Here is a 22,641-nt window from a genome sequence, read left to right on the forward strand (position 1 = left end):
ACGTTGTTCACTGCGAGCGACGAACGGGGAAGCGCTGTCCGGAAGGTTGTTCACAGGGATGTTCACCGGTTGTGCACGGCATGGCCCCGTTGCGGCAACGCCGCTCGATCCGTGTGGCGCAGGTCACTTGCATCACTGCTGAACAACTTGCCCCCAGCCCCTTGAACAACTTCTGGCGCGGTTGTAGCGTCCTACCTCGTCAGCAAGATCCACCGTCTCGCGGTGGCCCCCCAGCACCCTCCCCAAGGAGCGCACCATGGCCGAGATCTCCCGCCTCCCCGGACCCGTCGCCGACATCTGGGAGTGGCAGCTCATCGGGTCCTGCCGCGAGGCCGACCCGGACCTGTTCTTCCACCCCGAGGGCGAGCGCGGCCCCGCCCGCCGCAACCGCGACGCCGCCGCCCAGGCCGTGTGCGCCGGCTGCCCCGTCATCGAGCAGTGCCGCAAGCACGCCCTGAAGGTCCGCGAGCCCTACGGCGTGTGGGGCGGCCTCACCGAGGACGACCGCGAGGCCATCTACGCCACCGAGCGCCGCCGCAGCCTGCGCATCGCCAGCTGACCACGGCCGGCGGGCGGGGGCCCGCCTGCGTCGGACGGCGCGGCCGCGCACGGTGTGGTGCGGTGTGCGGCGCGCGCCACGACGACCAGCACGACGAGACACCCGTTCCCCGCGGCACCGGCGGGGACACGCGGAGAGGCCCGGCCCCCTCGGGGGACCGGGCCTCTCGTCGTGCGGAGGGGTCAGTGGCCGTGGCCGTGACCGTGACCGGCAGCCGCCGGCTCCTCCTCCTTCTTGTCCACCACCAGGGTGTCGGTGGTCAGGACCATCGAGGCGATCGACGCGGCGTTGACCAGCGCCGAGCGGGTCACCTTGACCGGGTCGATGACGCCCGCGGCCAGCAGGTCCACGTACTCGCCGGTGGCGGCGTTCAGGCCGTTGCCGGGCTCGAGGTCGCGGACCTTCTCGACCACGACGTAGCCCTCGTGACCGGCGTTCTCGGCGATCCAGCGCAGCGGCTCGGTGGCGGCGCGGTGCACCAGCTTCACGCCGGTGGCCTCGTCGCCCTCCTTGCCCAGGGCTCCCTCGAGGACCCGCACCGCGTGGGTCAGGGCGCTGCCGCCACCGGCGACGATGCCCTCCTCGATCGCGGCGCGCGTCGCGGAGACGGCGTCCTCGATGCGGTGCTTCTTCTCCTTGAGCTCCACCTCGGTGTGCGCGCCGACCTTGATGACGACCACGCCACCGGCCAGCTTCGCGAGGCGCTCCTGGAGCTTCTCGCGGTCCCAGTCCGAGTCGGTGCGCTCGATCTCGGCCTTGATCTGCGCGACGCGGCCCGCGACCTCGTCGGACGCGCCGGCGCCCTCGACGATCGTGGTGTCGTCCTTGGTGACGACGATGCGGCGGGCGGTGCCCAGCACGTCCAGGTCGACCTGGTCGAGCTTGAGGCCGACCTCCTCGGCGACGACCTGGCCGCCGGTGAGGGTGGCGATGTCGCCCAGGATGGCCTTGCGGCGGTCGCCGAAGCCGGGAGCCTTCACCGCGACGGCGTTGAAGGTGCCGCGGATCTTGTTGACGACCAGCGTGGACAGGGCCTCGCCGTCGACGTCCTCGGCGATGATCAGCAGCGGCTTGGAGGTCTTCAGGACCTTCTCCAGCAGCGGCAGCAGTTCGGTGACCGTGGAGATCTTGCCCTGGTGCACGAGGACGTACGCGTCCTCCAGCACCGCCTCCTGGCGCTCGGCGTCGGTCACGAAGTAGGGCGAGATGTAGCCCTTGTCGAACTGCATGCCCTCGGTGAAGTCCAGCTCCAGCGCGGTCGTGGAGGACTCCTCGACCGTGATGACGCCGTCCTTGCCGACCTTGTCGAACGCGTCGGCGAGCAGCTCGCCGACGGCCGGGTCCTGCGCGGAGATGGTGGCGACGTGGGCGATGTCGCCCTTGCCGTCGACGTCGCGGGCGAGCTTGAGCAGCTCGTCGCTCACGGCCTCGACGGCCGCGTCGATGCCGCGCTTGAGGGCGGACGGCGCCGCGCCGGCCGCCACGTTGCGCAGGCCCTCGTGGACCATCGCCTGCGCCAGGACGGTCGCGGTGGTGGTGCCGTCACCGGCGACGTCGTTCGTCTTGGTGGCGACCTCCTTGGCGAGCTGCGCGCCGAGGTTCTCGTACGGGTCCTCGAGCTCGACCTCGCGGGCGATGGTGACGCCGTCGTTCGTGATCGTCGGCGCACCCCACTTCTTGTCGATGACGACGTTGCGGCCGCGGGGGCCCAGGGTCACCTTGACGGCGTTGGCGAGGGCGTCGACACCGCGCTCCAGGGAGCGGCGGGCGTCCTCGTTGAACGAGAGCTGCTTGGCCATGTGCGTGTTCCTTCCAGATCTCTTGGCGGCAACGGCGGACGCCCCGGGCACCCGGTGTCGCCGGGCGCCCGGGGCGTCAGGTCCTGCTGCTGCTTACTTGGCGACCTTGGCGAGGACGTCGCGCGCCGAGAGGATCAGCAGCTCGTCGCCGCCGTACTTCACCTCGGTGCCGCCGTACTTCGAGTAGATGACCTTGTCGCCCACGGCGACGTCGACGGGCACGCGGTTGCCGTTGTCGTCGACGCGACCCGGGCCCACGGCCAGGACCTCACCCTCCTGGGGCTTCTCCTTGGCGGTGTCCGGGATGACCAGACCGGAAGCGGTCGTCTGCTCCGCGTCGAGCGGCTTGACGACGATGCGGTCCTCGAGCGGAGTGATGGAGACCGACACTGAGCGGCCCTCCCCTTCTGCGTACTCGGTACGGATCTGGCGTACTGGTGGCCGGGTGCGAAGCTGGTGCCCGCCCGTCGTCGCGGGTGCCGGGCGGCGCCGCCTCGCGTGCTGGCACTCCCTTCGGGGGAGTGCCACCGACGCTGCGACAGAAGTTAGCACTCCCACTCCCCGAGTGCCAGAGACGCCCCCCGCGGTGCGACCGGCCGGGTGGGGGTGCTGGCACAGTCGGGCGGGTGGACCCCGCCGACGTCGCCGCGCTGACCTCCCCCACCGGGCGCGCGCTGCTGGACCTGCTCACCGCGGCCGGCCCGGCCGACCCGCTGGCGCTGGGGCAGCGGCTGCGCCGCGAGGGGCACGAACCCGCGCTGGTGGCCCTGGCCATGACGCAGGCGCGTCTGCGCGAGCGCGCCGCCGCCAAGCTCGGCCCCCGCGCGCACGGGCTGCTGCTCACCGCCGCCGGCGTGGAGCAGGCCACCCGCGCCGTCGTCGCCGCCGAGCACGCGCAGCGCTTCGCCGGCGCGGGGGTGCGGCGGGTCGCCGACCTCGGCTGCGGCGTGGGCGCCGACGCCCTCGCCCTGGCCGACGCGGGCCTGGCCGTGCTCGCCGTGGACGCCGACCCGGGCACGGCCGCGGTGGCCGCAGCCAACCTCGCCGGGCGCGCGGAGGTCCGCTGCGCCGACGTGACCGCCGGCGTCGTCGACGAGCTGGGCCCCGGTGACGGGGCCTGGTTCGACCCGGCCCGGCGCACCACCGGCGGCAGGCGCCTGTTCGACCCCGAAGCCACCTCGCCCCCGCTGTCGTTCGTGCTCGCCACCGCCGCGCGGGTGCCCGCCACCGGCGCCAAGCTCGCCCCCGGCCTGCCGCACGAGCTGGTGCCCGCCGGGGCGGAGGCGCAGTGGACCTCCGTGGACGGCGACGTGGTGGAGTCCGCGCTGTGGTGCGGGCCGCTGGCCCGCCCCGGCGTGGCGCGCAGCGCCCTGGTGCTGCGCGCCGGCGGGCGCTTCGAGCTGGACGACTCGGCCAACCCCGTCCCCGCCGTCGGCCCCGTGGGCTCGCACCTGCACGAGCCCGACGGCGCCGTCATCCGCGCCGGGCTGGTCGGCGCCGTCGCCGAGCAGCTCGGCGGCCGACTGGTGGACGAGACGATCGCCTACGTCACCACCGACGGCCCCGCGAGCACGCCGTTCACGCGCTCCTACGCCGTCCGGGACGTGCTGCCCTTCGGGCTCAAGGCGCTGCGCCGCCACCTGCGCGAGCGCGACGTGGGGCCGCTGACGGTGAAGAAGCGCGGAACCGCGGTCGACCCGGACGTGCTGCGCAAGCAGCTGGCCCTGAAGGGCTCGGTGGCGGCGACGATCGTGCTGACCCGGGTGGCCGGGCGCCAGTCGGTGCTCGTCGTCGAGCCGATCGGCTGAGTCGTCAGAGCCGCGCGCGCATCACGAGGGCGTCGCCCCCGCCCGGCTGGTAGTAGCGCGCCCGGCGGGCGATCGTCCCGAACCCTTCCGAGGCGTACAGCGACTGCGCCGGCTCGTTGTCGGCGCGCACCTCCAGCAGCACGTGGGTCGCGCCGCCGGCGCGGGCCGCAGCCAGCAGCTCGCGCAGCAGCGCCCGGCCCAGCCCGCGACCCTGCGCGCTGCGCGCCACGCCGATGGTCTGCACGTCGGCGTCCGCGCCCGAGACCACGAGCCCGGCGTAGCCGACGACCTCCTCGCCCTCGAGCGCGACGAGGTAGGTGCGTCCCGGCGCCGCCAGCTCGCCCCAGAACGTCTCCACCGACCAGGCGGTGGGACCGAAGAGGTCCGCCTCCAGGCGCTGCACGTCGGCCACGTGCCACCAGCGCATCGGCGCGAGGAGCCTCTCCGGGGCGAGCACGGTCGTCACAGCAGCACGTAACCCAGCCAGGCCAGCGCGAAGCCGACGACGCCGATGATCGTCTCCATCACGGTCCAGGTGCGCAGCGTCGTGGGCACGTCCATGCCGAGGAAGCGCCCCACCAGCCAGAAGCCGGAGTCGTTGACGTGACTCAGGGCCGTCGCACCCGCGGCGATGGCGATGACGACGAAGCACAGGTCGAGCGACGACAGGCCCGCTCCCTGCACGGCCGGGGCGATGAGCCCGGCCGTCGTGGTCAGCGCCACCGTGGCCGAGCCCTGCGCCACGCGCAGGCCCAGGGAGATGATGAACGCCGCCAGGATGATCGGCAGGCCGGCGGCCTCCAGGGTGTCGGCCAGCGCGCCACCGATGCCGCTGGTGCGCAGCACGTAGCCGAACATGCCGCCCGCGCCGGTGATGAGGATGATCGCGCAGACCGGGCCGAGCGCGCCGTTGGCGAGGTCCTCCACGGTGCCCTTGTCGAAGCGGCCGCGCCCCAGGACGACCATCGCCACCAGCACCGCGATGAGCAGCGCGATGGGCGTCTGCCCGATCAGGCGCAGCGTCTGCACCCAGCCGGCGTCCCCGTCGACGCTGCCCGCCGTGGCCAGCGTGTTCAGGCCGGTGTTCAGGAAGATCAGCACCAGCGGGAGCAGCAGCAGGAACAGGACGGTGCCGAACGACGGCGGCGGGCCGGGCAGGCCCTCGTCCCCGCCGACCGCGGGCTCGTCGTCGCGGCCGTCGCCGACCGCCCCCGCCGCGCTGCCGCTGCCCGCCCCGGTGGAGGACTCGCGGTTGGTGCCGTGGTCCCCGCCGGCCTTCGCGGCGTGCCCGGCCCACTCCGCCGGCAGCGGCACGTCCGTGCGCTTCGCCGCCCACAGGCCGAACAGGTAGCTGGAGACGAACCAGGTGGGCACGGCCAGCACGAAGCCGACGAGGATGAGCAGGCCGATGTCGGCGTTCAGCCCTAGCAGCTCGGCCGCGGCGACCGGCCCGGGGTGCGGCGGGACGAACGCGTGCATGATCGCGAAGGCGCCGGCCGCGGGCAGCGCGTAGCGCAGCACCGACCCGCCGAAGCGCCGGGCCACGGAGAAGATGATCGGCAGGAAGACGACGAAGCCGGCGTCGAAGAAGATCGGGAACCCGAAGAGCAGCGAGGCGACGCCCAGGGCCAGCGGGGCGCGCTTCTCCCCGAAGCGGGCGATCAGGGTGTCGGCGAGCACCTGCGCGCCCCCGGTCACCTCCAGCAGGCGGCCGATGATGACGCCGAACCCGACGAGGAGCGCCACGCTGGCGAGCGTGCCGCCGAAGCCCGTGCTGAGGGTGTCGACGATCTCGCCGGTGGGGATCCCCGTCGCCACGGCCGTCAGGACGCTGACGAGCACGAGCGCGGGGAAGGCGTGCAGCTTGAACTTGATGATGAGCAGCAGGAGCACGGCCACGGCACCGGCTGCGATGAGCAGCAGGGTGGCGGTGCCGTAGGCGGGTTCGACGGCGTCCATGGGGCCTCCGGGAACGGGGACGGCGCTGTCCTTGGGGCGGTGCCCGGTCGGGCGGACCGCCGACGGGTCGCGGCGGCGATCACACCCTCCCACTCCTCCGGGCGGTGTCAACCGCTGCCGATCACCGGCGCGTCGGCCGGACCGCGCGCCCGCTCACGCGGTGACGCGCTTGCGGGCCCCCGGCTCGGTGGCGTCCGGCCGCCGCAGGTACAGCGGCTCGGCCGGCAGCAGCCCCGGCCCGCCGCGCCCGGCGAGCGCGTCGACGGCCACCTGGGCGAGGAACCCCGCGTCGACGTCCGCCAGCGGGCCGGCCGGTCCGAGCGCGTCGGGGTACAGGGCGGCACCGCGCCCCACCACGGTCAGCCCGTCGCGCTGCACCGCCGAGGGCGCCGCCACGTCCGGGCCGGCCAGGCGCACCGGGCGGCCGCCCTCGCCGCGGTAGCGGGCCGTGTGCACCTCGCGCCGGCGCGCGTCGGTGGCGACGAGGAACTCCCCCTCCGCGGGCACCGCGCCCTGCGCGAGGGCCTGCGCGGCCAGCGCGTCCAGCGAGCACACCCCGTGCAGCGCCGCCCCCCACGCCAGCGCCAGGGTGCGGGCGGTGACCAGCCCCACCCGCAGGCCCGTGAACGGGCCCGGCCCCACGCCCACGGCCACGTCGGTCACCTCGCCGCGCTCGCGGCCGGCGGCGGCCAGCGCCTCGGCGATCGTGGGGACGAGCACCTCGTTGTGGTGGCGGGCGTCACCGGCGCGGCGGGCGTCCAGCACGCGGGTGCCGTCGTGCAGCGCCACGGCGACCCCGTCGGTGGCGGTGTCCAGGGCGAGCAGCAGCACGCCGGGCAGCTTATGACGTGGCGGCCGGAGCCCCTCACCCGCGAGGCGCGCCGCCGCTCACCCGCCCGCCGCCAGGGCACCGGCCAGGTCCACGCCGGCCCACCGCGCGCCGTGCGCGACCACGCGCGCGGTGCGCGGCTCCACCGGCACCTCCCCGGACTCCCCCACCGGCACCGCGCCGTGCGGGCGCTCCAGGTGCACCTCCAGGCGCTGCCCGGTCAGGTCCTCCACCAGCCCGGCCCCCCACTCCACGACGGTGACGGCCTCGGCGGCGTCGGCGTCCAGGTCGAGGTCGTCGACCTCCGCCAGGGAACCGACCCGGTAGGCGTCCACGTGCACGAGCGGCGGGCCGCCGCGCAGCGAGGGGTGCACGCGGGCGATGACGAACGTCGGGGAGGTGACGGGACCCCGCACGCCCAGGCCCTCGGCCAGACCGCGGGTCATCGTCGTCTTGCCCGCCCCCACGTCGCCGGAGAGGACCACCAGGTCCCCGGCGCGCAGCAGCGCCCCCAGGCGGCGGCCGAACTCCCCGGTGGCCTCCGCGGTGGGCAGCTCCAGCTCCAGCGGGGCGCTCACCGCCGCACCCGCCTCGGGCGCGAGCGGGCGGCCACCGGCAGGACGACCTCGTCGCCCCCGCCGCGCCCGCCGTGCTCGACGTCCCCGGCGGCGCGCGCCAGCAGCCGCTCCAGCCGGGCGGTGACCACGGCGGGGTGCTCGAGCATCACCAGGTGCCCCGCCTGCCGGACCAGCACGTGCTCGGCGCCGGGGACCGCGTCGGCGATGGTGCGCCCGTGCGCGGCGGGCGTCATGAGGTCCCGCTCGGCGGCGATCACCAGCACCGCCCGCCCGGCCAGCGCGACCAGCGCCTCGGTCTCGTCGAGGGTGCCGAACGCCGGCAGCAGGTCGGCGATGGTCCCCACCGAGGTGCCGGCCATCATCCGAGCGGCCAGCCGCTCCACCTCAGGGGAGACCGGCGAGGCGAAGGACCAGTGCGACACCAGGCGCTGCTCGACGTCCGCGCCGAGCCGGCGGCCGCGCTCCAGGACGTCGGCGCGTTCCGCGGTGCGCTGCAGCGCCTGCTCCGCCCAGCGCACCAGGTGACGCCCCAGCAGCGGCAGCCCGTGGTCGAAGGCGGCCAGCCCGCCGGAGCTGGTGGCGACGAGGCCGACGGCGCGGGTGCGCTCCAGCAGGTCGGGCCGGCGCACCGCCAGCTCCATGATCGTCATGCCGCCGAGGGAGTGGCCCACGAGCGCCAGCGGGCCGGTCGGCGCCACGACGTCGAGGACCTGCCCCAGGTCGTCGGCCAGCCGCGCCACCCCCACCGGCCCGGCGGGCCCCCGGGTGGAGCGGCCGTGACCGCGGTGCTCGGGCAGGACGAGCCGGTGCCGGCCGCGCAGCGCCAGGCGCTGGAAGTGCCAGGCGTCGGCCGACAGCCCGTAGCCGTGGCACAGCACGACGGTCGGCGCGCCCGGGACCACCTGCGCGGGGTCGGCGGGGTCGACCTCCACGTGCAGGCGCGCACCGTCGTCGGTCTCCACCTCGACCGGTTCCCCGGCCAGGGGCTGCACCTCCTCGCGGGCGACCGCGACGCGCCGCCGCGGTCGCAGCGCGCCGGCGACCCTCACGCCGTGCCCCCGGTCCAGCGGCGCGGCACACGCGGGCCGATGCGCGTGACGACCTCGTAGGCGATCGTGCCGGCCGCCTCGGCCCAGTCCTGCGCCGTGGGCTCGGCCGGCCGGCCGGCGGCCTCGCCCGCGCCGAACAGCACCACCGGCTCGCCCGGGGCCGGTGCCTCGCCGCCCAGGTCGACGACCACCTGGTCCATGCACACCCGTCCCAGCACCGGCCGGCGCCGCCCGGCCACGAGCACCGCCCCGCCGCCGCCGGGGCGCGAGGAGGCGTGCCGCGGCAGCCCGTCGCCGTACCCGACGGGCACCAGGCCCAGCGTGGTGGCACGGGGCGTGCGGTGCGTGAGGCCGTAGGAGACGCCCGCGTCGGCAGGCACCGAGCGCACGTGGGCGAGCCGCGCCGTCAGCGTCATCGCCGGCACGAGCCCCAGCTGCACCGACGAGGCCACGTGCGGCGCCGGGCTGAGCCCGTACAGCGCGATGCCGCAGCGGGCCAGGTCGAAGCGGGCGCGCGGGTCGAACAGCGCCGCCGGGGAGTTGGCGTGGTGCAGCAGGCCGGGGTCGACCCCGCGGGCGCGGGCGACGGCGACCGCGCCGCTGAAGGCCTCCAGCTGCGCGTCCACCGACGCGTCACCGGGGGTGTCGGCGGAGGCGAAGTGCGCCCAGGTGCCGCGCACCCGCACGGAACCCTCCGCGACGTGCCCCGCGACGGCGTCCAGCAGGTCCGCCCACAGCGCCGGGGAGGCACCGCCGCGGGACATGCCGGTGTCGACCTCCAGGTGGATCGAAGCGGTGCGCCCGGTGACGCGGGCGGCGGCGGCGACCTCCCCCAGCGACCAGGGCGCGGCCACCGACAGGTCCACGTCCGCCGCCACGGCCGCGGTCAGGTCCAGCCCGGGGGTCAGCAGCCACGCCAGCACGGGCGCGCTGATGCCGGCCCGCCGCAGCGCGAGCGCCTCGTGCACGTGCGCCACGCCCAGCCACGCCGCGCCGCCCGCGAGCGCCGCGCGAGCCGCGGGGACGGCGCCGTGCCCGTACCCGTCGGCCTTGACCACGGCCATCAGCTGCGCGCCGCCCAGGCGTCCGCGCAGCACGCCGGCGTTGCCGGAGATCGCGTCGAGGTCGACGACCGCCTCGGCCGGCAACCCCGGCGACGGCTCGGGCGGCGCGTGACCGTCGGCTCGGGGCGCGCCGGCGGCCGGGTCGTCGGTCGGCGGCGCGGCTTCCTCCACGGGTGAACCCACCCTCCCGACGGTACCGGGCCCCGACCGCCTACCAGCCGGGCAGCGACGTCAGGGCCGCCGGCACCGCCTCGGCCACGTCCAGCGCGCTCAACGGCCCGCCCGCGCTGGCCAGCTCGGCGGCCCAGCCGTGCAGCACCGCGGCGTCGGCGGCGACCTCCGCGGCCAGCGCCGGGTCCTGCGCGAGGTCGTCGGCCCGCGCGGCGAGGGCGGCGCCGAGCACGCCGGCGAGCACGTCCCCGGCGCCGGCCGTGGCCAGCCAGGCCGGGGCGGACGCGGCGGTGAGGACCCGCCCGTCGGGGCCGGCGACGGTGGTGACGGCACCCTTGAGCAGCACGGTGGCACCGGTGGCGACGGCGGCGCGGCGAGCGTGCGGGAGCGGGTCCGCCTCCACGGCGGCGCGCGGGACGTCCTCGCCGAGGGCCCCGAGCAGGCGGGACAGCTCCCCGGCGTGCGGGGTGAGGACGTGCTGCGGGCCCAGGCCCTCGGGCAGCCCGGCGAGGGCGCCGGCGTCGACGACGGCGGGCTCACCGGAGGCCAGGGCCTCGCGCACGCGGGCCTGCTGCTCGGCGTCGTCCGGGGAGACGCCGGGGCCCAGCACCCACGCCTGCACGCGCCCGGGCCCGACGACGGCCTCGGGGCGGTGGTGGCGCACCAGCTCGGCGGGGTGCTCGGGGCCGAGGTAGCGCACCATGCCGGCGCCGGCGCGCACCGCGGCGTCCACGGCCAGCAGCGCCGCGCCGGTGTAGTCGGGCCCGCCGGCGACGACGCCGACGACGCCGCGGGAGTACTTGTCGTCACCGGGCCCGGGGCGCCGCCAGCGGGCGGCGACGTCGGCGGGTTCCACCCGGCGCACCGCGGCGGCGGGCAGCTGTTCGCGCACCCCGATGTCGGCGACGACGACGCGGCCGCAGCGGGCGGACGCGGGGGCCAGCAGGTGGGCGGGCTTGGCGGTGCCGAAGGTGACGGTGACGTCGGCGGCGAGGACGTCGCCCTCCACGGCACCGCGGTCGGCGTCCAGGCCGCTGGGCACGTCGACGGCGACGACGACGGGGCCGTCGTCGCCGGCGCCGGCCAGCGCCGCGGGCAGCGCGTCCAGGGGGGCGCGCAGCCCGCCGCGCCCGCCGATGCCGGTGATCCCGTCGATCAGGAGGTCCGCGGCCCGGCAGGCCGCGGGCCCCTCGTCGTCGAAGGGGCGCACGCGGGCGCCGGCGCCCACGGCGGCTTCCAGCCCGGCCCGGTGCGCGACGTCGGCGGTGGTCAGGACGAGGACGCCGGCGCCGCGGGCGGCGAGGCGGGCGGCGGCGAACAGGGCGTCGCCGCCGTTGTCGCCGGCGCCGACGAGGACGACGACGCGCCGGCCGGTGACGCGACCGGTGGCGGCCCGCAGCACGGCGGCGCACTCGGCGTCCAGGGCCGTGGCAGCGCGCTGCATGAGCGTGCCCTCGGGCACGCTGGCCATGACGGTGCGTTCGGCAGCGCGGACGTCTGCGGTGGCGTGCGCTTCGATCACGTCCCGACCCTGGCACCGAAGGGCCGCGCGCGCGCGCCGACGGGTCACCCGAACGGCTCAGCGGGTCCTCGGCCGCTCCCCGGCCGCGCTCTCAGGGACCCTCCGCCTCAGGGACCCTCCGCGACGACCATGGCGGTGGCGATGCCCGCGTCGTGCGACAGCGACAGGTGGAAGCGCTGCACGCCCGCCTCGCGGGCGATGCGCTCGGCGCTGCCCCGCACGACGATCTCGGGGCGGTGACCGTCCTCGCGCTCGACGACGACGTCTCGCCACACCAGTCCGACGGGAGCGCCGAGCGACTTGGCGACGGCCTCCTTGGCGGCGAACCGCGCCGCCAGCGACTCGGCCGGCAGGCCGCGCTCACCGTCGCCGAACAACCGGTCCAGCAGTCGCGGCGTGCGCTGCACCTGCCGCACGAACCGCGCGATGTCGACGACGTCGATGCCCACTCCGACGATCACGCCCCACCCCCTCCGCAGGCGGCCACGGTCCCACGGGGGGTCCGGGCCACCGGCGGCGGGGTCGCCTCACTCGACGGTGACGGACTTGGCGAGGTTGCGGGGCTGGTCGACGTCCAGGCCCTTGGCGGTGGCGAGCTCGCAGGCGAACACCTGCAGCGGCACGACCGCCAGCAGCGGCGACAGCAGCGTGGAGGTGCGCGGGATGCGGATGACGACGTCGGCGTACGGCTCGACGTCGGTGTCGCCGTGCTCGGCGATGACGAGGGTGCGGGCGCCGCGGGCGCGCACCTCCTGGATGTTGGAGACGACCTTGGCGTGCAGCGAGTCGCGCCCGCGGGGGCTGGGCACCACGACGAACACGGGCTGGCCGGGCTCGACCAGGGCGATGGGGCCGTGCTTGAGCTCACCGGCCGCGAAGCCCTCGGCGTGGATGTACGCCAGCTCCTTGAGCTTGAGCGCACCCTCCATGGCCACCGGGTACCCGACGTGGCGGCCCAGGAACAGCACCGAGCGGGTGTCGGCCATGTAGCGGGCGATCTCGCGGACCTGCTCCAGGCCGTCGAGGACCTGGCGGACCTGGCCGGGGATCTCGTGCAGCTGGGCCAGGACCTCGGAGACCTCGTCGGCGAACTTGTTGCCGCGCAACTGCGCCAGGTACAGCCCCAGCAGGTAGCACGCGGTGATCTGGGCCAGGAACGCCTTGGTGGAGGCCACGGCGATCTCGGGGCCGGCGTGCGTGTACAGCGCCGCGTCGGACTCGCGGGGGATGGTGGAGCCGTTGGTGTTGCAGATCGCCAGCACCTTGGCGCCCTGCTCGCGGGCGTGGCGCACCGCCATGATCGTGTCCATCGTCTCGCCGGACTGCGAGATCGCCACCACGAGCGTCCGGTCGGAGACCACCGGGTCGCGGTAGCGGAACTCGTGCGCCAGCTCCACCTCGACGGGGATGCGGCACCAGTGCTCGATGGCGTACTTGGCGACCTGCCCGGCGTAGGCGGCGGTGCCGCAGGCGATGACGACGATCTTGTCGATGCTGCGCAGCTCGGCCTCGGAGATCTTCATCTCGTCCAGCTGCAGGCGGCCGGCGGCGTCGGTGCGGCCCAGCAGGGTGTCGGCGATGGCCTGCGGCTGGTCGTGGATCTCCTTGGCCATGAAGCTGGGGAAGCCGCCCTTCTCGGCGGCCGAGGCGTCCCAGTCGACGTGGAAGCGCCGGCCCTGCGCGGGTGCACCGTCGAAACCGATGACGCTCACCTCGTCGGGGGTGATCGTGACGACCTGGTCCTGCCCGAGCTCCAGGGCGTCGCGGGTGTGCGCGATGAACGCCGCGACGTCTGAGCCGAGGTAGTTGGCGCCCTCGCCGAGCCCGACCACCAGCGGGGAGTTGCGGCGCGCGCCGACGATGACGCCGGGGGCGTCGGCGTGCACGGCCAGCAGCGTGAAGGCGCCCTCCAGACGGGCGCACACCAGGCGCATCGCCTCGGTGAGGTCGCCGGTGAGCCGGTGCTGTGCGCCCAGCAGGTGCGCGACGACCTCCGTGTCGGTCTCGCTGGTGAACTCCACACCCGCCTCGCGCAGCTCGGCGCGCAGCGCCGCGAAGTTCTCCACGATGCCGTTGTGGATGACGGCGACGCGGCCGGCGGCGTCGACGTGGGGGTGCGCGTTGGCGTCGGTGGGGCCGCCGTGGGTGGCCCAGCGGGTGTGGCCGATCGCGGTGTCGGCCCCGGGCAGCGGGTCGGCGTCCAGGAGCTCGACGAGGTTGGCCAGCTTGCCGGCGCGCTTGCGCACCGCCAGCCCGTCGCCGGTGACGACGGCGATGCCCGCGGAGTCGTACCCGCGGTACTCCAGCCTCCGCAGCCCCTCCAGGACGACGGCTGCGCCGTCCCCCCCTGCCGCGCCCGGTGCCCCGGGTCGCCCGACGTAGCCCACGATGCCGCACATGGGCAGCAGCGTACGGTCCCTCCCTGGCCCGGGCCGGGAACGCGGTGTGCGGGTGCTGTGCCCACCACCCGGTCGGCTCCACCCGTCCGGCCGCGCGGGTGACGCGCCGCGGCGGGCGGGGCGGGCGGGGCGAGCGGGTACCGTGCCGCCGGTGAGCACGGCCGGACCCCCGACCGGGACGGCGCCGGTGGCGCCGGACCCGGGCGACCCCTCCCGCGAGACCCCCCGGGACACCTCCCGGGACACCTCCCCCTACGTGGTGCTGGACCGGCGGGAGTGGAGCCGGCTGCGGGCGGCCACCCCGCTGACCCTGACCGCCGAGGACGTCGCGCGGCTGCGGGGCCTGGGCGACCGCGTCGACCTGCGCGAGGTGGAGGAGGTGTACCTGCCGCTGTCGCGGCTGCTGACGCTGTACGAGCGCGCCACCGGCAGCCTGCACGCGGCGACCTCCACGTTCCTGGGCGAGCGGTCGCAGCGCACCCCCTTCGTCATCGGGGTCGCCGGGTCGGTGGCGGTCGGCAAGTCCACGACGGCGCGCGTGCTGCGCGAGCTGCTGTCGCACTGGCCGGAGACGCCGCGGGTGGAGCTGGTGACCACCGACGGGTTCCTGCTGCCGAACGCGGAGCTGGAGCGGCGCGGGCTCCTGCACCGGAAGGGTTTCCCCGAGTCGTACGACCGCCGGGCGCTGCTGCGCTTCGTGGCGGCCGTGAAGTCCGGGGCCGCGGAGGTGCGTGCACCGGTGTACTCGCACCTGACGTACGACATCGTGCCCGGCGAGGAGGCCGTGGTGCGCCGCCCCGACGTCCTCATCGTGGAGGGGCTGAACGTGCTGCAGCCGGCACGGGTGCGCGCCGACGGCACGCAGGGCGTGGCCGTCAGCGACTTCTTCGACTTCTCCCTGTACGTGGACGCGCGCACCGAGGACGTGCGCTCCTGGTACGTGTCCCGGTTCCTGGAACTGCGCCGCACGGCCTTCAACCGGCCGCAGTCGTACTTCCGGCGCTACGCGGCCCTCAGCGACGCCGAGGCCGCCGCCCGGGCCGAGCGGATCTGGGCGGACATCAACGAGCCGAACCTGGTGGGCAACGTGCGCCCCACCCGGGGCCGCGCGACGTGCGTGCTGCGCAAGGGCCCCGACCACGCCGTGCAGCAGGTGCGGCTGCGCAAGATCTGAGCCGGGCCGTCAGGGGGCGGTCCGCCGGGCCAGCGCGGCGCGCACGGCGGCCAGCGGAGCCTCCAGCTCCTCGACGACCTCGTCGCAGCGGAACCCCATCGCCTCGTTGACGGCGATCATCGGCGTGTTCGCGACCGCGTTCCACGTCGTGACCCGCCGGGCGCCCGGGACGTCGCGCAGCGCCGCGCGCAGGCACGCCACCTTCAGCAGCAGTCCCAGCCGGTGCCCGCGGTGCTCGCGCACCACGAGGGTGTCGTGCTGCAGCAGCCGCTGCGGTTCGTGCCGGGAGTTCACGAGCACCGTGTACCCGGCCGGTGCGCCGTCCGGCGCCTGCGCGAGCGCCGTCCACCACCGGCGGCCCTGCGCGGCGCGCAGCTCCTCGCCGCGACGCACCCGGGCCGCGTCCCAGACCTCCGGGGTGGTGCTCAGCTCACCCTGCGGCGCGTCGGTGCTCATGCGCGAGGCCAGGCGTGCGAGCTCCTCGACGTCCGCCTCGGGCACGGGTCCGCTCCAGGAGCGCAGCGCGTACCCGGTGGCGTGCGGGGCGGCGGCGCGCTCCAGCCGCTCCAGCAGGCCCTCGGGCACCGGCAGCTGCAGCTGGCGGCGGGCGACGGCCTGGCCGACGGTGAAGCCCCACGCGGCCGCGGCCGCCGAGCCGGGCCAGCCGCCGGCGGCGACGCCCGCCGGACGCTCGGTGGTCGACCGGACGCGCGTGCGGCCGGCGGCCTCGGCCACGTCCAGGCCCGCGCGCAGCAGCGCGGTGCCCACCCCGCCGCGGCGGTGCCCCGGGTCGACGGCGACGTCGACGAGGGCGAGGTGCAGGTTGTCGTGCACGGGCAGCCACACCTCCGCCGCGCCCAGCGGCGTGCCGTCAGCGCCGCGGGCCAGCAGCAGGTGGATGCGCTCGTCGACGGTGCCGTGCTCGAACTGGGCGCGCCGCTCCCCGGGTTGCCACAGCGCCGGGTCGGCGCGGCCGTGGGACTCCCCGGCGGCCAGCGCCGCGTACCAGTCGTCGAAGTGGTCCGCGGCCCACGCGGAGCGGTCCGGGTCGTCGGTGCAGGCGGTCCAGATGCGCACGGCACCAGTGAGCCAGCGCACCGACCGCGACGGCGAGGGGTTTTCCGGCGCCCGTCCCTCCCCCACCCCGGGGGTCGCGCGGGGAGGGGGGAGGGACGCTGCGGGTCAGAGGGCGAGGCGCTGCTGCACGACGCCGGCGAGGCGGTCGGCGATCTCCTGCGCGTGCGCGGTGTGCGCGGCCTCGACCATGACGCGCACCAGCGGCTCGGTGCCGCTGGGTCGCAGCAGCACCCGGCCGGTCTCCCCCAGCTCGGCCTCGGCGGCGGCGATGGCGTCGCGCAGGGGCTCGTCGGCGCCCGCGCGGGACTTGTCCACCCCGCGCACGTTGACGAGGACCTGCGGCAGGCGCTGCACGACGGCGGCCAGCTCGGCCAGCGACCGGCCGGTGCCCGCCACCCGCGCCAGCAGGTGCAGGGCGGTCAGGACGCCGTCGCCGGTGGTGGCGTGCGCGGGCAGCACGACGTGGCCGCTCTGCTCGCCACCGATGCTCCAGCCGCCCGCGCCGAGGGCCTCGAGCACGTAGCGGTCCCCCACGGCCGTCTCGACCATCCGCACCCCTTCGCGCCGCATGGCCAGCCGCAGGCCCAGGTTGCTCATGACGGTGGCCACCAGGGTGGACTCGTGCAGCTCCCCGCGGTCGCGCAGGGCGAGGGCGAGCACGGCGAGGATCTGGTCGCCGTCGACGACCTGCCCGGCCGCGTCCACGGCCAGGCACCGGTCGGCGTCACCGTCGTGGGCGATGCCGACGTCGGCGCCGTGCTCGAGGACGGCCTCCGTGAGGGGCCCCAGGTGGGTGGAGCCGCAGCCGTCGTTGATGTTCAACCCGTCGGGGTGCGCGAACAGCGTGGTGACGCGGGCACCGGCCTCGGCCAGCACCCGCGGGGCGATGGCGCTGGCCGCGCCGTTGGCGCAGTCCACGACGACGTGCAGGCCCTCCAGCCCGTTCGGCAGGGTGGACAGCAGGTGCGCGGAGTAGGTGTCGGCGGCGTCCTGCTCGACGTCGGGGCCGGAGTGCACGCGTCCCACCGCGGCACCGGTGGGCCGGCGGCCGCCGCCGGCGCGGAACTCCCGCTCGACGGCGTCCTCGACCTCGTCGGGCAGCTTGGTGCCGCCCCGGGCGAAGATCTTCAGCCCGTTGTCGGGCATGGGGTTGTGGGACGCCGAGAGCATCACGCCGAAGTCGGCGCCGGTCCGGTCCACGAGGTGGGCCAGGGCGGGCGTGGGCACGACCCCCACGTCGAGCACGTCGACCCCGGCACTGGCCAGGCCGGCCACCACGGCGGCGGACAGGAACTGCCCCGAGACCCGCGGGTCCCGCGCCACCAGCGCGCGCGGGTGCGCGGCGCCACCGGGCTCGGCGAGCACCGTGGCCGCCGCGACCGACAGGCCCAGCGCCATGTCCGCCGTCAGGTCGACGTTCGCCAGACCACGCACCCCGTCGGTGCCGAAGAGCCGCCCCACGTGCGTCCGTCCCCCACTCGGTCCAATGACTCCTGGCACCACGACGGCCCCGGGGTGGTTCCCCCCGGGGCCGTCGTGGTGTGAGCTGGTGCGTGCCCGCGGGTGCGGGCACGGATCAGCGCTTGCTGAACTGCGGCGCCTTGCGGGCCTTCTTCAGACCGGCCTTCTTGCGCTCGGTGGCGCGCGGGTCGCGGGTCAGGAACCCGGCCTTCTTCAGCGCCGGGCGGTTGGCCTCGAGGTCGACCGCGTTCAGGGCGCGGGCCACGCCGAGACGCAGCGCACCGGCCTGGCCGGACGACCCGCCGCCGTGGATGCGGGCGATGACGTCGAAGGACCCCTCGAGCGCGGTGACCCGGAACGGCTCGTTGACGAGCTGCTGGTGCACCTTGTTCGGGAAGTAGTTGTCCAGCTCACGGCCGTTGATCGTCCACTTGCCGGAGCCGGGGACGATGCGGACGCGGGCGACGGCCTCCTTGCGGCGGCCGGTGGCCCCGCCGGGGGCGATCACGCTGCTGCCGCCGGTCTGCGGCTGCGCGGACTCGCTGGTGTAGGTGCCGGTGAACTCGTCGGACTCGGTGATGTCGTCGACGGTCTCGGTGGTGTACTCGGCCACGGTTCTCCTCAGTCAGTTCGCAGTGGGCGCAGCGCTCACTGCGCGACCTGGGTCAGCTCGAAGGGCTGCGGCTGCTGCGCCGCGTGCGGGTGCTCAGGGCCGGCGTAGACCTTGAGCTTGGCCAGCATCTGCCGGCCCAGCGAGTTCTTCGGCAGCATCCCGCGGATGGCCTTCTCGACGGCCTTCTCGGGGTTCTTCTCCAGCAGCTCGGTGTAGCCGGTGGCCTTGAGGCCGCCCGGGTAGCCGGAGTGGCGGTACGCGATCTTCTGGTCGCGCTTGGAGCCCGTCAGGGCCACCTTGGCGGCGTTGACGATGACGACGTAGTCGCCGCCGTCGACGTGCGGCGCGAAGGTCGGCTTGTGCTTGCCGCGGAGGAGGGTGGCGGTCTGAGACGCCAGGCGACCCAGGACCACGTCCTCCGCGTCGATGACGAGCCAGCGGCGGTCGATGTCGCCGGGCTTCGGGGTGAACGTGCGCACGGGGCTTGCCCATCTCCTCGAGAACAGTTGCGGAACGGGCCCGCGCTCGGGGCCGCCGGCTCCGGGAATCGGGCTGACAGGCACTGCGTGGGCACAACGACCCATGACGTTACCCGGCCAGTAGCCGAAGGGTCAAAACGGCTGCGTGGCGCGAGCGCCGGGCGGCTCAGCGCGCCCGCACCACGCGGGCCACGTCCCAGACCGGCTCGTCGCTCTCGACGACCCGCCCGTCGGCCCCGAAGACCAGGAAGCGGTCGAAGCCCCGCGCGAACCAGCGGTCGTGGGTCACGGCCACCACGGTGCCCTCGAAGGTCGCCAGCGCCTGCTCCAGCGCCTCGGCCGAGTGCAGGTCCAGGTTGTCGGTCGGCTCGTCCAGCAGCAGCAGCGTGGCGCCCGACAGCTCCAGCAGCAGGATCTGCAGCCGCGCCTGCTGGCCGCCCGACAGGTGCTCGAAGCGCTGCTCGGCGGCCGCCGCCAGCCCGTAGCGGTCCAGCGCCCGGGAGGCGGCCTCCCGGTCCAGCCCCGCCCGGTGGGCGGTGCCCCGGTGCAGCACGTCCAGCAGGGTCCGACCCACCAGCGACGGCTGGTCGTGGGTCTGCGCGAACCAGCCCGGCCGCACCCGCGCGCCCAGGCGCGCGGTGCCGGCGTGCGGCACGGGCGCCACGGCCTGCTCGGCCACGGGAGCGTGCTCGGCGTCCGGGTCGGTGCCGCCGGCCGCCAGCAGCCGCAGGAAGTGCGACTTGCCCGACCCGTTGGAGCCCAGGACGGCCACGCGGTCGCCCAGCCACAGCTCCGCGTCGAACGGGCGCATCAGGCCGGTCAGCTCCAGGCGCTCGCACACCACGGCGCGCTTGCCGGTGCGCCCACCGCGCAGCCGCATCCGCACGTCCTGCACGGCCGGGGGCGCCTGCGGCGGGCCGGCCTCCTCGAACCTCGCCAGCCGCGTCTGCGCCGCCGAGTAGCGCGAGGCCACCCCGTCGTTGAACTTCGACTTCTCCCGCAGCGTCACCACGAGCGTGCGCAGCTTCACCCGCTCCTCGTCCCAGCGCCGGCGCAGCTCCTCCAGCCGCTCACCGCGCGCCGTGCGGGCCTCGCCGTAGGTGGCGAAGGAGCCGCCGTGCACCCACGAGACGGCCCCCAGGGCGCCGGGCTCCAGCGTCACGATGCGGTCGGCGGCCGCGGACAGCAGCTCGCGGTCGTGGCTGACCAGCAGCACCGACTTGGCCGTGGCCCGCAGCTGCTCCTCCAGCCACCGCTTGCCGGGCACGTCCAGGTAGTTGTCCGGCTCGTCCAGCAGCAGCACCTCGTCGGGGCCGCGCAGCAGCGCCTCCAGCACCAGGCGCTTCTGCTCGCCCCCGGAGAGGGTGCGCACCAAGCGGTGCCGGCAGGCGTCGAAGCCGATCCCCAGCGCGGCGGTGGTGCACTCGTCCCACCCGACCTCGGCGTCGTAGCCGCCCGCGTCGGCGTAGTCGGCGATGGCCTGCGCGTAGCGCATCTGCTCGCGCTCGGCGTCGGTCTCCAGCAGGGCCAGCTCGGCGGCGTCCAGGGCGGCGGCGGCGCTGCGCAGCTGCGGCGGGGCCACGGAGACCAGCAGCTCGCCGACCGTGGTGCCGTCGCGCACGGAGCCGACGAACTGGCGCATCACGCCCAGCCCCCCGCTGCGGGCGACGGCCCCCTCCTGCACGGGCTCGTCCCCGGCGACCAGGCGCAGCAGCGTCGTCTTGCCGGTGCCGTTGGGACCCACCAGCGCGGTGGTGGTCCCGTCGGCGACGCGGAAGGAGACCTCGTGCAGCAGCGGCCGCCCGTCGGGCAGCTCGTGACTGACGGCCTGGACGTCGACGTGACCCACGGGGGGTCAGTCTGCCCCCGCGGCCGCCGGGGGTGCGCCCGCTTTTCCCCGCCGGCCCCTCGGGGGGCACCGGCGGGGGGCAGCTCAGGCGCGCGCGGTGTGGACGGTGCGCAGGACGCAGCTGGTGCTGTCGGCGTCGGCCCACGCCCCCGCCACGTCGCAGACGGCGATCCCGGCGGTGCGCAGCTGCTGGACCTCCCCGGTGAGGGCCTCCAGCAGGTCCGACAGGCCCGGGTTGTGGCCCACGAGGACGACGACGGCGTCGGGGCGGTCGGCGTCCAGCCCGCGCACCAGGCGCAGCAGGTCGCCCAGGGACGCCTCGTAGACGCGCTCCTCGTCCACGACCGCCGGCTCGACGCCCCAGGCGTCCAGCAGTCGCGCGGTGGTCTCCTCGGTGCGCCGGGCGGGCGAGGTGACGAGCAGGTCCGGGGCGGCGACGTGGTCGGCCAGCCACCGCCCGGCGGCGACCGCGTCGGCGCGGCCCCGCTCGGTGAGGGGGCGGGCGATGTCCTGCAGGCCGAGGGGGGTGTCCGCCTTGGCGTGACGGACGAGGACGAGCGTGGGCACGGCGCAAGACTGCCCCACGGCTCCCGGCCCCCCGCACCCGGCCCCGCGACGCTCAGGGGCGTCCCGGTGAGGGGGGCGCGGAGCGCACCGCGCGCGCCTCGCGGGCGCGGGCGGCCAGCTCGGCGTCCGGCGGGTAGGAGACCTCCTCCAGGCACAGGCCGTGCGGGGCCACCACGGCGACGCCGGGGTCGCGCACGCCGCGCAGCAGGACCTGCGCGGGCCAGTCCGCGCCGCGGCGGCCGTCCCCCACCGCCAGCGCGGCACCGACCAGCGCCCGCACCATGGAGTGGCAGAACGCGTCGGCGCGCACGTCGGCCACCAGCAGCCCCGCGTCGGGGCCGTCCTCCTCGCGCCGCCAGGAGTACCCCAGCAGCGCGCGCACGGTCGTGGCGCCCTCCCGGGGCTTGCAGTAGGCGGCGAAGTCGTGCAGGCCCACCAGGGCGCGCGCGGCGGCGTCCATGGCCGCGACGTCCAGGGGGCGGCGGTGGCCGAGGACGTCGTGCCGGCGCAGCGGCGGCACCCCCGCGGGGTGGTCGCTGACGCGGTACGCGTAGCGGCGGCGCAGCGCGGAGAAGCGGGCGTCGAAGCCGGCGGGCGCCTCCTGGACCGCGTGCACCCGCACGTCCGGCGGCAGGACCCCCGCCAGGCGCCGCAGGAGCGCCGCCTGCGGCGTCGAACCGGACCGTCCGGGGGCAGCGGCCAGCGCCTCGGCCGGGACGTCCACGTGGGCCACCTGGCCGCGCGCGTGCACGCCGGCGTCGGTGCGCCCCGCGACCGTCAGGCGAGGGGGCGGGTCCAGGCGCAGCACGCGCCCCAGCGCCCGGGTGAGCTCGCCCTGCACGGTGCGCAGACCGGGCTGCTCCGCCCAGCCGGCGAAACCGGCGCCGTCGTAGCCGAGGTCGAGGCGCAGCCGCACCGGGCCGGCGGGTGCGCCGGGGAGGGGGTCGACCGCACCGCCCGCGGCCGGGACGCGGACGAGCCCGCCCTCCCCGGTGGGGAGGGCGGGCTCGTCGCGGTGCGAGGGGGTGGCGCTCAGGCCTTGTCCTCGGTGGTGCCCTCGGTGGAGGTCACCGGCGCGGCGCCGGCGGCCTCGTCGCTCGGGTCGGCCTCGGCGGCGTCGACCTCGGCACCCGCGTCGGGCAGGGTGTCGGGCTGGTCCACGCTGCCGGCCTCGACCGGCTCCTCCGCCGCGGCGGCGCCCGCCTCGGCGTCGGCGGCGACCGCGGCGGCGGTGGACGCGGCGGCGGCACCGGCGGCGGCCTGCTCGGCCTCGCGCACGGTGGCCTGCTTCGCGCTGACCGGCTCCATGACGAGCTGGACGACCGCCATGGGGGCGTTGTCGCCCTTGCGGGGGCCGATCTTCACGATGCGGGTGTAGCCGCCCTGCCGCTCCGCCATCGCCGGGGCGATCTCGGTGAACAGGAAGTGCACGACGGACTTGTCGCGCACCGTCTTCATCACCTGGCGACGGGAGGCGAGGTCACCCTTCTTCGCGAAGGTGATGAGCCGCTCCGCGACGGGGCGCAGGCGCTTGGCCTTCGCCTCGGTCGTGGTGATGCTGCGGTTGTCGAACAGCTGCGTCGCCAGGTTGGCGAGGATGAGCTTCTCGTGGGCCGGCCCGCCGCCGAGCCGCGGACCCTTGGTGGGGGTGGGCATGGTTGTCGATCTCCTCGAAGGTCGCCGT

Annotated in this window: 22 protein-coding genes; 3 read left to right on the forward strand and 19 right to left on the reverse strand. The window is 76.1% G+C overall.

Translation table 11 applies throughout. From position 1 onward, the window contains the following. The first annotated feature begins 256 nt into the window (after positions 1-256). A complete protein-coding gene (locus ACRYR8_RS06985; protein ID WP_432483534.1) occupies positions 257-559 on the forward strand; it encodes a WhiB family transcriptional regulator in 303 nt (100 codons plus the stop codon). Positions 560-741: 182 nt separating this feature from the next. Here ACRYR8_RS06985 and groL read toward each other — a convergent pair whose 3' ends face one another. Then, the gene (gene groL, locus ACRYR8_RS06990; RefSeq protein WP_432483536.1) at positions 742-2,358 is read right to left on the reverse strand and encodes a chaperonin GroEL; all 1,617 of its coding nucleotides are present in this window, start codon (positions 2,356-2,358) and stop codon (positions 742-744) included. Positions 2,359-2,451: 93 nt separating this feature from the next. Further along, a complete protein-coding gene (groES, locus tag ACRYR8_RS06995; protein ID WP_012084928.1) occupies positions 2,452-2,748 on the reverse strand; it encodes a co-chaperone GroES in 297 nt (98 codons plus the stop codon). 236 nt (positions 2,749-2,984) lie between these two features. Here groES and ACRYR8_RS07000 point away from each other — a divergent pair, with 236 nt between their 5' ends. Beyond that, the gene (locus ACRYR8_RS07000) at positions 2,985-4,166 is read left to right on the forward strand and encodes a THUMP-like domain-containing protein (RefSeq protein ID WP_432483538.1); all 1,182 of its coding nucleotides are present in this window, start codon (positions 2,985-2,987) and stop codon (positions 4,164-4,166) included. A gap of 4 nt (positions 4,167-4,170) precedes the next feature. Here the strand turns inward: ACRYR8_RS07000 and rimI are convergent, their stop codons facing one another. The 9 genes from rimI to glmS form a co-directional block, all read right to left on the reverse strand. Continuing rightward, positions 4,171-4,632: a ribosomal protein S18-alanine N-acetyltransferase gene (gene rimI, locus ACRYR8_RS07005; protein ID WP_432483540.1), complete on the reverse strand. Its 462-nt coding sequence runs from the start codon at positions 4,630-4,632 to the stop codon at positions 4,171-4,173. Then, on the reverse strand, positions 4,629-6,125 hold the full coding sequence (locus ACRYR8_RS07010; RefSeq protein WP_432483542.1) for a GntP family permease: 1,497 nt from the start codon (positions 6,123-6,125) through the stop codon (positions 4,629-4,631). The genes rimI and ACRYR8_RS07010 overlap by 4 nt, the downstream gene beginning before the upstream one ends. Positions 6,126-6,278: 153 nt before the next feature. Further along, positions 6,279-6,956, reverse strand: coding sequence for a tRNA (adenosine(37)-N6)-threonylcarbamoyltransferase complex dimerization subunit type 1 TsaB (tsaB, locus tag ACRYR8_RS07015; RefSeq protein WP_432483544.1), 678 nt, complete (start codon positions 6,954-6,956; stop codon positions 6,279-6,281). A 57-nt stretch (positions 6,957-7,013) separates the two neighbouring features. Next, positions 7,014-7,532 (reverse strand): tRNA (adenosine(37)-N6)-threonylcarbamoyltransferase complex ATPase subunit type 1 TsaE, encoded by a 519-nt coding sequence (tsaE, locus tag ACRYR8_RS07020; protein ID WP_432483546.1) that lies wholly within the window; start codon positions 7,530-7,532, stop codon positions 7,014-7,016. Continuing rightward, positions 7,529-8,581, reverse strand: coding sequence for an alpha/beta fold hydrolase (locus tag ACRYR8_RS07025; RefSeq protein ID WP_432483548.1), 1,053 nt, complete (start codon positions 8,579-8,581; stop codon positions 7,529-7,531). Before ACRYR8_RS07025 ends, tsaE begins: the two co-directional genes overlap by 4 nt. Further along, positions 8,578-9,828 (reverse strand): alanine racemase, encoded by a 1,251-nt coding sequence (gene alr, locus ACRYR8_RS07030; RefSeq protein WP_432483550.1) that lies wholly within the window; start codon positions 9,826-9,828, stop codon positions 8,578-8,580. Before alr ends, ACRYR8_RS07025 begins: the two co-directional genes overlap by 4 nt. Positions 9,829-9,856: 28 nt before the next feature. Further along, the gene (locus ACRYR8_RS07035) at positions 9,857-11,338 is read right to left on the reverse strand and encodes an NAD(P)H-hydrate epimerase (RefSeq protein ID WP_432483552.1); all 1,482 of its coding nucleotides are present in this window, start codon (positions 11,336-11,338) and stop codon (positions 9,857-9,859) included. Positions 11,339-11,445: 107 nt separating this feature from the next. Then, positions 11,446-11,799, reverse strand: a complete 354-nt coding sequence (locus ACRYR8_RS07040) for a holo-ACP synthase (protein ID WP_432483554.1) — start codon at positions 11,797-11,799, stop codon at positions 11,446-11,448. A gap of 66 nt (positions 11,800-11,865) precedes the next feature. Further along, positions 11,866-13,737 (reverse strand): glutamine--fructose-6-phosphate transaminase (isomerizing), encoded by a 1,872-nt coding sequence (glmS, locus tag ACRYR8_RS07045; RefSeq protein ID WP_432483556.1) that lies wholly within the window; start codon positions 13,735-13,737, stop codon positions 11,866-11,868. A gap of 151 nt (positions 13,738-13,888) precedes the next feature. On the opposite strand from glmS, the gene coaA reads away from it, so the two are divergent. Then, complete coding sequence (coaA, locus tag ACRYR8_RS07050; RefSeq protein ID WP_432483558.1) at positions 13,889-14,911, forward strand: type I pantothenate kinase; 1,023 nt, start codon at positions 13,889-13,891, stop codon at positions 14,909-14,911. A 9-nt stretch (positions 14,912-14,920) separates the two neighbouring features. Here the strand turns inward: coaA and ACRYR8_RS07055 are convergent, their stop codons facing one another. The 8 genes from ACRYR8_RS07055 to rplQ form a co-directional block, all read right to left on the reverse strand. After that, positions 14,921-15,988 carry a GNAT family N-acetyltransferase gene (locus ACRYR8_RS07055; RefSeq protein WP_432483560.1) on the reverse strand — a complete coding sequence of 356 codons (1,068 nt, stop codon included), beginning with the start codon at positions 15,986-15,988 and terminating at the stop codon, positions 14,921-14,923. A gap of 105 nt (positions 15,989-16,093) precedes the next feature. Further along, on the reverse strand, positions 16,094-17,449 hold the full coding sequence (glmM, locus tag ACRYR8_RS07060; protein ID WP_432483562.1) for a phosphoglucosamine mutase: 1,356 nt from the start codon (positions 17,447-17,449) through the stop codon (positions 16,094-16,096). Positions 17,450-17,564: 115 nt separating this feature from the next. Beyond that, positions 17,565-18,062 carry a 30S ribosomal protein S9 gene (gene rpsI / locus ACRYR8_RS07065; protein WP_432483564.1) on the reverse strand — a complete coding sequence of 166 codons (498 nt, stop codon included), beginning with the start codon at positions 18,060-18,062 and terminating at the stop codon, positions 17,565-17,567. Between the two features lie 35 nt (positions 18,063-18,097). Continuing rightward, positions 18,098-18,541, reverse strand: a complete 444-nt coding sequence (gene rplM / locus ACRYR8_RS07070; protein ID WP_432483566.1) for a 50S ribosomal protein L13 — start codon at positions 18,539-18,541, stop codon at positions 18,098-18,100. A 166-nt stretch (positions 18,542-18,707) separates the two neighbouring features. Next, a complete protein-coding gene (locus tag ACRYR8_RS07075) occupies positions 18,708-20,390 on the reverse strand; it encodes an ABC-F family ATP-binding cassette domain-containing protein (RefSeq protein WP_432483568.1) in 1,683 nt (560 codons plus the stop codon). Positions 20,391-20,474: 84 nt separating this feature from the next. Next, entirely contained in the window at positions 20,475-20,957 is a 483-nt protein-coding gene (locus tag ACRYR8_RS07080; RefSeq protein WP_432483570.1) for a SixA phosphatase family protein, read from the reverse strand. A 52-nt stretch (positions 20,958-21,009) separates the two neighbouring features. Continuing rightward, positions 21,010-21,873 (reverse strand): tRNA pseudouridine synthase A, encoded by an 864-nt coding sequence (locus ACRYR8_RS07085; RefSeq protein ID WP_432483572.1) that lies wholly within the window; start codon positions 21,871-21,873, stop codon positions 21,010-21,012. A 116-nt stretch (positions 21,874-21,989) separates the two neighbouring features. Beyond that, the gene (rplQ, locus tag ACRYR8_RS07090; protein WP_432483574.1) at positions 21,990-22,613 is read right to left on the reverse strand and encodes a 50S ribosomal protein L17; all 624 of its coding nucleotides are present in this window, start codon (positions 22,611-22,613) and stop codon (positions 21,990-21,992) included. Positions 22,614-22,641 lie beyond the last annotated feature (28 nt).

Source organism: Kineococcus esterisolvens (assembly GCF_050871405.1).
Classification (GTDB): domain Bacteria; phylum Actinomycetota; class Actinomycetes; order Actinomycetales; family Kineococcaceae; genus Kineococcus.